The sequence below is a fragment of the Micromonospora sp. WMMD737 genome, assembly GCF_049179055.1.
In the GTDB taxonomy this organism is placed as follows: domain Bacteria; phylum Actinomycetota; class Actinomycetes; order Mycobacteriales; family Micromonosporaceae; genus Micromonospora; species Micromonospora reichwaldensis.
Genome location: NZ_JBMHMH010000001.1, coordinates 398270 through 412477, shown reverse-complemented (window position 1 = coordinate 412477; position 14208 = coordinate 398270). Strand labels below are relative to the sequence as shown.

The 14208-nt window shown below is 76.3% G+C and carries 1 protein-coding gene; it reads right to left on the bottom strand.

From position 1 onward, the window contains the following. Positions 1-15: 15 nt before the first annotated feature. On the bottom strand, positions 16-14148 hold the full coding sequence (locus tag ACN27A_RS01215) for a type I polyketide synthase (RefSeq protein WP_421449103.1): 14133 nt from the start codon (positions 14146-14148) through the stop codon (positions 16-18). Between the last annotated feature and the right edge of the window lie 60 nt (positions 14149-14208).

The window sequence follows — 14208 nt, the reverse complement described above, 5'->3', positions numbered from 1 at the left end:
GCAGCAGCGATCACGTCAGGACATCCCCAGCTCGCGGTCGATGAAGTCGAAGACCTCGTCCGGCGTCGCGTCCTGGAGCTTCTCGGCGACGGTGTCGCCGTCCGCCGGCGCGTCGGCCTCGTTGAGGGAGGCCAGCAGCGCCCGCAGCCGCTCGGTGATCCGAATTCGGGCGCTGCGGTCCGGCGCCGAGCCGGAGAGCGCCGCTTCCAACCTGTCCAGCTCACCGAAGACCGGTGCGACCCCGACCACCCCGCCGTCGACGATCGCGGCCCGCACGTACTCGGCCAGCCCTGCGGCGGTCGGGTAGTCGAAGACGACCGTGGCGGGCAGCCGGACGCCGGTCGCCGCGGTGAGCCGGTTGCGCAGCTCGACGGCGGTCAGCGAGTCGAAGCCGAGTTCGCGGAACGCCCGGTCCGGCTCGACGGCGTCCATCGAGGCGTGGCCGAGCACCGCGGCGGCCTGCCCGCGTACCAGTTCCAGCAGGGTCTTGCGTCGTTCGGCGTCGGTCTGCCCGGCGAGCAGGGCGGCCAGGGACTCCGCGGAGACGCCGGTGTCCTCGGCCCGCTCGGCGACGGCCCGGCGCGCCTCGGCCACGCCCGCGATGAGCGGGCTGGGCCGCACGGCGACGAACCCGGGCACGTAGCGGGCCCAGTCGATGCCGGCCACCATGGTCGCCGGCTCGCCCCGCGCGACGCACTGCGCGAGCGCCGTGAGCGCGGCTTCGGTGTCGAGGCGCGCGACGCCGGTGCGGCGGCGGCGCTCCTCCACGGCCTGGTCGGTGGCGGCCATCCCGCCGGCCGCCCAGGGGCCCCAGGCGACCGAGGTGGCCGGCAGGCCCTGCCGGTGCCGCTGCTCGGCGAGGGCGTCGAGGTAGGCGTTGGCGGCGGCGTAGCTGCCCTGACCGGCGGCGCCGAGCTGACCGGCCAGCGCGGAGAACAGCACGAACGCGCGCAGATCCCGCCCGACGGTCAGCTCGTGCAGGTGCAGGGCGCCGAGCACCTTGGGTCGCAGGACGGTGGCGAGGCGGTCGGCGGTGAGCCCGTCGAGCACCCCGTCCTCCAGGACGCCGGCCGCGTGCACCACGCTGGTCAGCGGCGCGTCGGCGGGTACCTCGTCGAGCAGCTTCGCCAGCGCCGCCCGGTCGGCCACGTCGCAGGCCGCGACGGTCACCCGGGTGCCCGCCCCGGTCAGCTCGCGGACGAGTTCGGCGACGCCTGGGGCGTCCGCGCCGCGGCGGCTCACCAGCATCAGGTGCTCGGCGCCCCGGGCGGCCAGCCAGCGGGCCACCTCCGCGCCGAGCGCGCCGGTGCCGCCGGTGACCAGGGTCGTGCCCGGGTAGCCGGCCTCGTCGGTGACCGCCTCACCGCCCGGCGCCCGCACCAGCCGGCGGACGAGGATGGTGGCGCCGTCGACCGCGAGCTGGTCCTCGCCGTCGAGGCCGGCGAGCGCGGCGCAGAGCAGGTCCCAGCCGTGGTCGTCCAGGGTGGCCGGCACGTCGACCAGGCCGCCCCACCGCTCGGGGTGTTCGAGGGCCACGACCCGGCCGAGGCCCCAGAGCAGCGACTGCTCCGGCCGGCCGGGCGCGCCGCTGCGGGTGGTGCCGGCTGCGCCCCGGGTGACGCACCACAGCGGCGCGGCGACGTCGAGGTCCCCGAGCGTCTGGATCAGCGCCAGCGAGCGGGCGAGGAAGGGCGGCACCGGCTGGGTGTCGTCGACCGCGCCGTCGGCGAGGGCGAGCAGCGACAGTACGCCGTCCACCGGAGCCGGTACGCCGTCGGGGGTGCGGACGGCATCGCTCAGGTGCGCGGTGAGGGCGGCCCGGTCGGTCAGGTTCTCCGGCACCAGCACCAGTCGGACGTCGGCGCCCCGGCGGGTCAGCTCGACCACCGCGGCCTCGCCCTCCTCGGGGTGCCGCTCGTCGCCGACGACCCACCAGGCGCCGGGCAGGAAGCTGACCGGTGTCCCGGTGTACGGCTGCCAGACGCTGCGGTACCGCAGGTCGTCGAGGCCGGACCGGTTGCGCTGCCTGCGCCGCCAGGAGGCGAGCACCGGCAGGGCGGCGCCCAGCCGTTCCAGGGAGTCCGCCGCCTCCTGCTCGGTGAGTTCCGCGAGCGCGGCCAGGTCCTCGCGTTCGACGGCCGCCCAGAACGCGGAGTCGACGCCGCTGGGGGTCTCCTCGGTGTCGCCCTGCCCGGTCACCGCGGTCGGCCAGAAGCGGCTGCGGTCGAATGCGTACGTGGGCAGCGCCACGACGTCGGTTTCGGCGAGGACCGTGCCCAGGTCGACGGGCAGGCCGATCGTGTGCGCGGTGGCGAGGTTCGTCAGCAGCCGCGTCGCGTCGTCGTCACCGCGACGCAGGCTACCCAGCGTGTGCCCGCTCGCGCCGGCGTCGTCCAGGATCGCCGTCACCGGCATCGTCAGCACCGGATGCGGGGAGATCTCCACGAACGTGGTGTGCCCGGCGGCGACGGCCACCCGGACGGCGGCGTCGAACTGGACGGTCTGCCGCAGGTTGTCGTACCAGTAGGCGGCGGTCATCGAGGTCGGGTCGACCCAGTCCCCCGTCAGCGTCGAGACGAGCCGGGTGTGACCCTGCTGCGGGGTCACGTCGGCCAGGTCGGCGCGCAACTGCTCGGCGACCTCCTGCACGGCGGCCGAGTGCGACGCGTAGTCCACGGGGATCAGTCGGGCGCGCACCCCGTCGGCCTGGCACGCCTCCACGAGGTCGGCGACCGGCTGCGGCGGACCCGACACCACGACGGTGGACGGGCCGTTGACGGCCGCCACCCCGACACCCGGGAACGCCGGCAGCCGCTCGGCGACCGCCTCGGCCGACAGGTCGACCGACGCCATCGTGCCCGTGCCCCGCAGCACCGTCAGCGCCCGCGAGCGCAGCGCCACCGCCTTCGCCGCGTCCTCCAGCGACAGAATCCCGGCCACGCACGCGGCACCGATCTCGCCCTGCGAGTGACCGACCACCGCCGCCGGGGTCACCCCGGCGTGCTGCCACACCGCTGCCAGGGCCATGCCGACGGCCCACAGCACCGGCTGCACGACCTCGACCCGCTCCAGCCACGACTCGTCCTCGCCCGTCAACACCGACACCAGGTCCACGTCCAGGTACGGAGCCAGGGCACGCTGGCACTCGGCCAGCCTGGCGTCGAACACCGGCGTACGACCGACGAGACCGGCGGCCATCCGCGCCGACTGCGCGCCCTGACCCGGGAACACGAACACCGCGCCGGTTCCGGAGGCCGTACCCGTGACGAGGTTCCCCGCCGGCGCGCCGGCGGACAGGGCGTCAAGCCCGGCCAGCAGCTCGGCCACGGTGGCCCCGACGACGGCGGCCCGCTGGTCGAACGTCGACCGGGTGGCGGCGAGGGACCAGCCCACCGCCGCCGCGTCGAGGTCGGCGTGCGCGCGGACGTGCTGGGCCAGGCGGGCGGCCTGACCGGCCAGCGCGCCCTTCGACCGCCCCGACACCGCCCAGACGACGACGTCGGAGGCCACGAGCCCCGGGCTGCGGCCCTCGGCGGCCTCGCCGTCGGGCTCCGCGCTCTCGGCGGGGAGGTCCTCGGGCAGTTCGATGATGACGTGGGCGTTCGTGCCGGAGATGCCGAACGAGGACACCGCCGACCGGCGCGCCCGGTCCACGGCCGGCCACGGCCGCGACTCGATCGCCAGCTCGACGGACCCGGCGGTCCAGTCGATGTGCGGGGACGGCTCGTCCACGTGCAGCGTCGCGGGGACCACGCCCTCGCGCATCGCCAGCACCATCTTGATCACGCCGGCGACGCCGGCGGCGGCCTGGGTGTGGCCGATGTTCGACTTGACCGATCCCAGCAGCAGCGGCGCGTCGCGCTCCTGCCCGTACGTGGCCAGCAGCGCCTGCGCCTCGATCGGGTCGCCCAGCGTCGTGCCGGTGCCGTGCGCCTCGACCACGTCCACGTCGGCCGTGGAGAGCCGCGCCGACGCGAGAGCCTGCCGGATCACCCGCTGCTGGGAGGGGCCGTTCGGGGCGGTCAGCCCGTTGGAGGCACCGTCCTGGTTGACGGCGCTGCCCCGCACGATCGCCAGCACCTCGTGGCCGTTGCGCCGGGCGTCCGACAGCCGCTCCACGAGCAGCATGCCGACGCCCTCGCCCCAACCGGTGCCGTCGGCGCCCGCGGCGAACGCCTTGCACCGGCCGTCGGCGGCCAGGCCACGCTGCCGGGAGAACTCCACGAACAGCCCGGGGGTCGACATCACGGTCACGCCGCCGGCGAGGGCGAGGTCGCACTCGCCGCGCCGCAGCGACTGCACCGCCAGGTGCAACGCCACCAACGACGACGAACACGCCGTGTCCACCGACACCGCCGGCCCCTCCAACCCCAACGCGTACGCCACCCGACCCGACACCACACTCGCGGCGTTGCCCGTGCCCGCGAAGCCCTCCACCTCGTCCCCCGCCACCATCAGCAGGGCCCCATAGTCCTGACCATTCGTGCCCACGAACACCCCTGTTCGCGAACCCCGAAGGACCCCAGGCTCAACCCCTGCCCGCTCGACCGCCTCCCACGAAACCTCCAGCAGCAACCGCTGCTGCGGATCCATGGCCAACGCCTCGCGGGGGGAAATCCCGAAGAAACCGGCATCAAACTCCGCCGCCTCGTAGAGGAAGGCGCCGCTGCGGACGTAGGAGGTGCCGGTGGAATAGGGGTCGGGGTCGTAGAGCTTCTCGACGTCCCAACCCCGATCGCCGGGTAGGTCGGACACGGCGTCACGGCCGGCGTGCAGCATCTGCCAGAACCGCTCGGGGTCGTTCGCCCCGCCGGGGAAGCGGCAGGACATGGCGACGATGGCCACCGGCTCGTCGTCGCCGAGCGTCACCGGGGCGGCCTCGACGGCCACGGCGGCCTCGCCACCCAGCTCCTCGTGCAGGTGCCGGGCGAGCGCGGTCGGCGACGGGTAGTCGAAGACCAGGGTCACCGGCAGCCGCAGCGAGGTGGCGGTGGCGAGCCGGTTGCGCAGCTCCACCGCCGTCACCGAGTCGAAGCCGAGGTCCCGGAACGCGTGGTGCGGGTCGACGGCCTGGCCGTCGGCGTACTTGAGGACCGCGGCCGCCTGGTCGCGGACCAGGTCGAGCAGCGCCTGCTGGCGCTCGGCGGCGCTCATCCGGGTGAACGCGCCGGCGGGGCCGGCCTCGTCGGTCTCCTTCGCCTCGGCGAGGCCCTTGGTGGCCTGCAACCGCTGCGCCTCGGGGATCTCCGAGATCAGCGGACCGGGCCGGGTGGCGGTGAACGCGACGAAGAACCGGTCCCAGGCGATGTTCGAGATGGTCAGGAAGGTCTCGTCGTGCTCGACGGCCTGGTGCAGGGCCGCGACGGCGAGGCGCGGGGGCATCTCGGGTGCGCCGTGGCGGTGCAGCATCCGGCCGAACTCGCCGTCGGCCATGCCGCCGCCGCCCCAGGCGCCCCAGCCGATGGAGGTGGCGGGCAGGCCGAGGGCGCGCCGGTGCTCGGCGAGGGCGTTGAGGAACGCGTTGCCGGGGGCGTAGTTGCCCACGCCGGAGCTGCCGACGGTGCCGGCCATCGAGGAGAACAGGATGAACGCGTCGAGGTCCAGCTCGCGGGTCAGCTCGTGCAGGTTCAGCGCGGTGGTGACCTTCGCGCTGAGCGCGTAGTCGACCTGCTCCAGGGTCAGCGAGTTGATCACCGAGTCGTCGAGCACGGCGGCGGTGTGCACGACGGTGGTCAGCGGGTGCTCGGGCGGCAGGTCGGCGAGGACGGCGGCGAGGGCCGAGCGGTCGGCGGCGTCGCAGGCGGCGACGGTGACCCGGGCGCCCAGTGCGACCAGCTCGGCCTCGAGGTCGGCGATACCCTCGGCCTGCCGTCCGCGCCGGCTGACCAGCACCAGGTGCGCGGCGCCGTTGGCGGCGAGCCAGCGGGCCATGTGTCCGCCGAGCGCGCCGGTGCCGCCGGTGACCAGGGCGGTGCCGGAGGGCCGCCAGGTGCGCGGGGCGGGGGCGTCGCCGAGCGGGGCGTGCAGCAGTCGCCGGCCGAAGGCGCCGGCCCACCGCAGCGCGACCTGGTCCTCCCCGTCGGCGCCGGCGAGGACGCGGACCAGCCGGCGGCCGGCCGCGTCGTCGAGGTCGTCGGGGAGGTCGACGAGGCCGCCCCAGCGGTCCGGGTGCTCGAGCGCGGCGACCCGGCCGAAGCCCCAGGTGAGCTGCTGGAGCGGGTGCGGCAGCGGGTCGGCCGGGCCGGTGGCCACGGCACCCCGGGTGAGGCACCACAGCGGTGCGCGGACGCCGGCGTCGCCGAGCGCCTGCACCAGGGTCACGGTGCCGGCGAAGCCGACCGGCACCGACGGGTGCGCCGGGGCGGGCGTCTCGTCGAGTGGCAGCAGCGACAGGATCCCGGCGGGCGTGCCGCCGTCGGTGAGGTCGCGCAGCCGGGCGGCGAGCGCCGCGCGGTCCGTGCGGTCGGCGCCCAGCTCCAGCGGTACGACGGTGCCGCCGTGCCGCCGCAACGCCTCGGCGCAGAAGGCGGCCTCGGCAGCGCCGGTGTCGTCGGGGCCGGTGAGCAGCCACCAGGTGCCGGTGACGGCGGGCTCGCCCGCGGCGTCGCCGGCGACCGGCGTCCAGCTGTCCCGGTACCGCCAGGAGTCCACGGTGGCCTGGTCGCGGTGCCGGCGACGCCAGGCGGCGAGGACCGGCAGCACGTCCGCGAACGCGGCGTCCGGCACGGGCTCCGACTCGGTCGCGGCGGCGAGTTCGGCGGTCAGCGCGGCCAGGTCCTCCGCCTCGACGGCCGCCCAGAACCGGGCGTCGACCTCGTCGTCCTGCACGGGGCCGGCGACGCCGGCGGCCGGGGCGGGCGCGGCGGACGGCTGCGGCCAGAAGAGCTGCCGCTGGAACGGGTACGTGGGCAGGTCGAGGCGGCGTCCGGCGAGGCCGGCGAAGGCGGGCCGCCAGTCCACCGCCGTACCCCCGGTCCAGACCTCGGCCACGGCGCGCAGGAAGCGGCCGAGGCCGCCCTCGCCGCGGCGCAGGCTGCCGGTGACGGTGACCGCGTCCGGGTCGGCGGCGGCCAGCTCGACGCTCTCCTGCACGGCCATGGTCAGCACCGGGTGGGCGCTGACCTCGACGAAGGTCTGGTAGCCGGCGGCGACGAGGCTGCGCACCGCGTCGTCGAAGCGGACGGTCTGCCGCAGGTTGCGGTACCAGTAGTCGGCGTCGAGGGCGGCGGTGTCGAGCCAGTCCCCCTCGACGGTGGAGCGGAACCGGACCTCGCCGGTGCGGGGACGCAGCCCGGCGAGCAGTTCCAGGAGCTGCTCGCGCAGCTGCTCGACGTGGGCGGAGTGGGAGGCGTAGTCCACGGGGACGCGGCGCACCCGCACCTCGCGGGACTCGTAGTGGGCGACCAGCTCGTCGAGGGCGGCGCTGTCGCCGGAGACCACGACGGAGGTGGGTCCGTTGACGGCGGCCAGGGCGACCCGGCCGGCCCAGCGGGTGATCGTCGCGGTGGCCTCGTCGGCGGTGGTGGCGACCGAGACCATGCCGCCGTCCCCGGCGATGCCGGCGATGATGCGGCTGCGCAGGGCCACCACGGCCGCCGCGTCGTCCAGGGTGAGGCCGCCGGCGACGTGCGCGGCGGCGATCTCGCCCTGTGAGTGGCCGACGACGGCGGAGGGGCGCACCCCGTACGACTCCCAGAGCGCGGCGAGCGAGACGCTGACCGCGAACAGGGTGGGCTGCACGACGTCGACGCGCTCCAGCGACGGGGCGTCGGGCGCGCCGCGCACCACGTCGGTCGGCGACCAGTCGACGTACGGGCGCAGCGCCTCGGCGCAGGCGGCGAACTTCTCCGCGAAGACCGGGGCGGTGTCGAGCAGTTCGGCGGCCATGCCGACCCACTGGGAGCCCTGGCCCGGGAAGACGAAGGCGACCTCGCCCGGCGTGCCGGGGGCGCGGGTGACGGTCTGCGGGGTGGGCCGGCCGGCGGCGAGCGCGTCGAGGGACACGGCCAGGTCGTCGCGGTCGGCGGCGAAGACGACGGCCCGGTGGTCGTGGGCGGCGCGGGTGGCGGCCAACGACCACCCGACGTCGGCGAGGACGTCGTCGTCGACGGTGTCGAGGTGGTCGAGCAGGTCCCGGGTGCGGGCGGTGAGGGCGTCGACGGTGCGCCCGGAGAGCACCCAGGGCAGCTCCCCGGTCGGCCCGTCGGCCGCCGGCTCGGGCTCCGGCTCGTCGGCGGGGGCCTGTTCGAGGATCGTGTGCACGTTGGTGCCGCTGATGCCGAACGAGGAGACGGCGGCGCGGCGTACGCCGTCGGCCGGCTCCCACGGGCGGGCGGAGGTGAGCAGCTCGACGCTGCCGGCGCTCCAGTCGACGTGCGGGGTGGGCTCGTCCACGTGCAGGGTGGGCGGCAGCACCCCGTGCCGCATGGCCAGGACCATCTTCATCACCCCGGCGACGCCGGCGGCGGCCTGGGTGTGCCCGATGTTCGACTTGATCGAGCCGAGCCAGAGCGGCCGGTCGGCGGGCCGGTCCTGGCCGTACGTGGCGATGAGCGCCTGCGCCTCGATCGGGTCGCCGAGGGTGGTGCCGGTGCCGTGCGCCTCGACGGCGTCCACCTGGTCGGCGGTGAGCCCGGCGTTGGCGAGGGCCTGGCGGATCACCCGCTGCTGGGCGGGGCCGTTGGGGGCGGTGAGGCCGTTGGAGGCGCCGTCCTGGTTGACGGCGCTGCCGCGCAGCACGGCCAGGACCGGGTTGCCGTCGCGGCGGGCGTCGGAGAGGCGCTGGAGCACCAGCAGGCCGACGCCCTCGCCCCAGCCGGTGCCGTCGGCGGCCCCGGCGAACGGCTTGCACCGGCCGTCGGCGGCGAGGCCGCGCTGGCGGGAGAAGCCGACGAAGATGCCGGGGGTGGCCATCACGGTGGCGCCGCCGGCCAGGGCGAGATCGCACTCGCCCGTGCGCAGGGCCTGCGCGGCCAGGTGCATCGCGACCAGCGACGACGAGCAGGCGGTGTCGACGGTGACCGCCGGGCCGTGCAGCCCGAAGGTGTACGCCAGCCGGCCGGAGATGACGCTGGCCGAGGTGCCGGTGGCGAGGTAGTTCTCGTCGACGTCCCCGGCGGCCATCAGCAGCGAGCCGTAGTCCTGGCCGTTGGTGCCGACGTACACGCCGGTGCGGCTGCCGCGCAGCGCGGTCGGGTCGATCCGGGCCCGCTCGAACGCCTCCCAGGTGGCCTCCAGCAGCAGCCGCTGCTGCGGGTCCATGGCGAGGGCCTCGCGGGGGCTGATGCCGAAGAACGCCGGGTCGAACTCGCCGGCCCCGGCGACGAAGCCGCCCTCGCGGACGTAGCTGGTGCCGAGGTGCTCGGGGTCGGGGTGGTACAGCTCGGCGAGGTTCCAGCCGCGCTCGCCGGGCATGAGGCTCAGCGCGTCGGTGCCGGTGGCCAGCAGGTCCCACAGCTGCTCCGGCGAGGTGACCCCGCCGGGGAAGCGGCAGCTCATCGCGACGATGGCGATCGGCTCGCGATCGCGGCCGGTGCCGTCGGCGACCACCTCGCCGGTGGTGTGCCCGGCGGTGAGGCCGTGCAGGTGCGCGGCGAGTTCGGCGACCGTGGGGTGGTCGAAGACCAGCGTGGCGGGCAGGGTCATGCCGGTCTCGGCGGTGAGCCGGTTGCGCAGCTCGACGGCGGTGAGCGAGTCGAAGCCGAGGTCGCGGAAGGTGCGCTCGGGCAGCGGCTGGCCGGCCGGGTAGCCGAGCACGACGGCGGCCTGGGTGCGTACGAGGTCGGCGAGCTGCGGCAGGGACCGGCCGACGACCACGGCGCGGGCGGGGCCCGTGGGTACGGCGGGCACGCCGGGCAGGGCGGCGATCAGTGGCGTCGGGCGGCCCCAGGAGGCGGCGAGGCGTCCCCAGTCGACGTCGGCGACGGTGACGGCCGGCTCGGCGGTGTTGACCAGCCGGCCGAGGGCGGTGACGGCCTCGGCGGCGGGGAGCGCGTCGACCCCGCCCCGGGCGAGTCGGGCGGTCAGGGCGGCGGCCATGCCGTCCTCGGCCCAGGCGCCCCAGGCGATGGCGGTGGCGGGCAGGCCCTGGTCGCGTCGCCAGGCCGCGAACGCGTCGAGGTAGGCGTTGGCCGCCGCGTAGTTGCCCTGTCCGGCGCTGCCGATGACCCCGGCGAGGGAGGAGAAGAGCACGAACGCGTCGAGGTTCCGGTCGGCGGTGGCCTCGTGCAGCACGCGGGCGGCGCGGACCTTGCCGTCGAGGACGGCCTGCATCCGGCCCAGGTCGAGCCCGTCGAGGACGCCGTCGTCGACCACGCCGGCGGTGTGCACGACGGCGGTCAGCCCCGGCAGGTCCGCCACGAGGGCGTCGACCGCGGCCCGGTCGGTGACGTCGCACGCCACGACCCGCACCGCGCCCAGCTCGTCGACCAGCTCCGCCGCGCCCGGGGTCGCCGGGCCCCGCCGCGAGGCGAGCACCACCTCACCGGCCCCGTTGGCCAGCAACCAGCGCGCCACGTGCCGGCCGAGGGCACCCGTACCGCCGGTGACCAGCACCGTCCCGGCGGGCCGCCAACCCGACCCGGCGGACGGCGCGGCCGGCACCAGGCGCCGGCCGAGGATGCCCTGCGGGCGGATCGCCACCTGGTCGTGCCCGGCGTCGGCGAGGACGGCGAGCAGCGCGTCGGCGGCGGTCCGGTCGGCGCGGGCGGGCAGGTCGACCAGGCCGCCCCAGCGGTCCGGCTGTTCGAGGGCGACGACCCGGCCCAGGCCCCACGCCAGGGCGGGCCACGGGTCGGCGGGGGTGTCGCCGCCGACGCGGACGGCGCCCCGGGTGAGGCACCAGAGCCGGCCGGGCAGGCCGGCGTCGGCGAGCGCCTGGGTGAGGGTGAGCAGCAGCGCGGCGCCGACGGAGACGGCCGGGGCGTCGGGCAGCGCCCGGTCGGTCGCGGGCAGCACGCAGAGCACGCCGGCCCAGCCCTGGTCGCCGTGGCCGCGCAGCAGCCCGGTCAGCTCGGCGCGGTCGACGCCGGGGGCGACGGTGAGGGTGTCGACGTGGGCGCCGGCGCCGGCCAGCGTCCCGGCCACCCCCGCGTCGTCGGCGTCGGCGGTGACGACCAGCCAGCGGCCGGTCAGCGCCGGCGCGGCGGCGGGGCGGACGGGCTCCCACTCGACCCGGTACGTCCAGCCGTCCACCACGGCGTCGCGCAGCCGGGCCCGTCGCCACGACGAGAGCACCGGTACGGCCGGGGCGAGGGCCTCGACCGCCGCGGGGTCGTCCTGCACGGCCAGGTGGGCGGCGACCCCGGTCAGGTCACCGCGCTCCACGGCCGCCCAGAAGTCCCCCTCGGCCGTGTCGGTCGGCGCGGTCGCTGCGGCGGTGCCGCCGATCTCGGGCCAGTAGCGCTGGTGCTGGAACGCGTACGTGGGCAGGTCCACCCGCCGCGCGCCGGTGTCGGCGAACCACGGCTGCCAGTCGACGGCCACCCCGCGCACGTGCAGCTCGGCCAGCCCGGCCAGCAGCCCGTGGGCCTCGGGCCGGTCCCCGCGCTGCGCCGGCACGGCGAGCACGCCGTCCCCGTCCGGCAGGGCGTCGCCGACCATCGCGGTCAGTACGCTGCGCGGCCCGATCTCCAGGAACGTGTCCACGCCGGCGGCGCGCAGCGCGGCGACCCCGTCGGCGAAGCGGACGGCCTCGCGGACGTGGCGCACCCAGTAGTCGGCCGTGCGGATCTCGTCGGCGTCGGCGAGCGCCCCGGTCACGTTCGACACCACCGGCAGCGCCGGCGCGGCGAAGGTGAGCTTGTCGAGCACCGCGCGGAACCTGGCGAGCATCGGCTCCATCAGCGGACTGTGGAACGCGTGACTGACCGTGAGCCGGCGCGTGCGCGCGCCCCGCTCCCGCCAGACGCGCTCCACCTCGTCCAGGGCCTCGACGGCGCCGGAGACGACCACCGAGGTCGGCCCGTTGACCGCCGCGATCCCCACGTCGGCCAGGCCGTCGAGCGTGGCGAGGACGTCGTCCTCGGTGGCCGCGACGGCAAGCATCCCGCCGCCCGTGGGCAGCGCCTGCATCAACCGGCCCCGCGCCGCCACCAGCGCGCACGCGTGCTCCAGCGACAGCACCCCGGCCACGTGCGCGGCCGTGACCTCGCCGATCGAGTGGCCGGCGACCAGGTCGGGGGCGATGCCGAACGACTCGACGAGGCGGAACAGCGCCACCTCGACGGCGAACAGGCCGGCCTGCGTGAACACCGTCCGGTCCAGCAGCTCGGCGTCGGCCGAGCCCTCGGCGGGGAAGAGCACCTCGCGCAGCGGGCGCGGCAGGGCCCGGTCCAGGTACCCGCACGCCTCGTCGAGGGCGGCGGCGAAGACGGGGAACTCGGCGTACAGCTCCCGGCCCATGCCGGCGCGCTGCGCGCCCTGGCCGGAGAAGAGCACCGCGAGCTGGCCGCGCGGCGTCCCGGCGCCGGTGACGACGGTGCCGGCCGGTTCCCCGGCGGCGAGGGCGCGCAGCCCCGCGAGCAGGTCGTCGCGGCCGGTCGCGGAGACCACGGCGCGCCGGTCCAGGGTGGAGCGGGAGGTGACCGACGAGAAGGCCACGTCGAGCGGGCGGAGGGTGTCGTCGGCGGCGAAGCGGGCGGCCCAGCGGCCGGCCTGCGCGGCGAGCGCGACGTCGGAGCGGGCGGAGAGCAGCACGGGGGCCACGGTGCGGGCCGCCGGTGCGGTCGGCTCGGCCTCGGTCTCGGTCTCGACCTCGGCGGGGGCCGGGGCCTGCTCGATGATGGTGTGCGCGTTGGTGCCGGAGACGCCGAACGACGACACGGCGGCGCGGCGCGGCCGGTCCAGGGCCGGCCACGGCGTGGCGGCGGTGGCGAGGGTGACCGCCCCTGCGGTCCAGTCGATGTGCGGGGACGGCTCGTCGACGTGCAGGGTCGGCGGCACGACGCCGTGCCGCATCGCCATCACCATCTTGATGACACCGGCGACGCCGGCGGCGGCCTGGGTGTGCCCGATGTTCGACTTGACCGACCCGAGCAGCAGCGGCGCGGCCTCGTCGCGGTCCTGCCCGTACGTGGTGAGCAGGGCCTGCGCCTCGATCGGGTCGCCGAGCCGGGTGCCGGTGCCGTGCGCCTCGACCACGTCCACCTGCTCGGGCGTGAGCCGGGCGTTGGCGAGGGCCTGGCGGATCACGCGGACCTGGGACGGGCCGTGCGGGGCGCTGAGCCCGTTGGACGCGCCGTCCTGGTTGACGGCGCTGCCCCGCACCACGGCCAGCACCGGGTAGCCGTGCCGCTGCGCGTCGGAGAGCCGGGTGAGCAGCAGCATGCCGATGCCCTCGGACCACGAGGTGCCGTCCGCGCCGGCGGCGAACGCCTTGCACCGGCCGTCGGCGGCGAGGCCACGCTGCCGGCTGAAGCCGACGAAGACCGCCGGGGTGGGCATCACCGTCACGCCGCCGGCCAGGGCCAGCTCGCAGTCGCCGTTGCGCAGTGCCTGGGCGGCCAGGTGGACGGCGACCAGCGAGGACGAGCAGGCGGTGTCGACGGTGACCGCCGGTCCTTCCAGCCCGAGGGTGTACGCGACGCGGCCGGAGATGACGCTCGTGGCGTTGCCGGTGAGCAGGTGCCCCTCACCGTTCTCGGCCTGCGCCATCATGCCGTCGTAGCCGTGCGAGGACGCCCCGACGAAGACGCCGGTACGGCTGCCCCGTACCGCCGGCAGCGGCAGCCCGGCCCGCTCGAACGCCTCCCAGGAGGTCTCCAGCAGCAGCCGCTGCTGCGGGTCCATGGCGACGGCCTCGCGCGGCGAGATGCCGAACAGGTCGGCGTCGAAGTCGGCGGCGGAGTAGACGAAGCCGCCCTCGCGCACGTAGCTGGTGCCCGGGTGGTCGGGGTCGGGGTGGAAGAGGTTCTCCAGGTCCCAGCCCCGGTCGGCGGGGAACGGCCCGATCCCGTCGCCGCCGTCGTGCACGAGCTGCCACAGCGCCTCGGGACTGTCGACCCCGCCCGGGTAGCGGCAGCTCATCGCGACGATGGCGATGGGCTCGGAGTCCCGGGTCTCCAGCTCGCGCAGCCGCCGCCGGGTACGCCGCAGCTCCGAGGTCGTACGCTTCAGGTACTCGACGTACTTCTCGTCCTCGTTGCTCACCGTGGACCTACCTCACTCGGCATGCCGATGTCGTTGCGGCTGATGTCGTTGCGGCTGGCG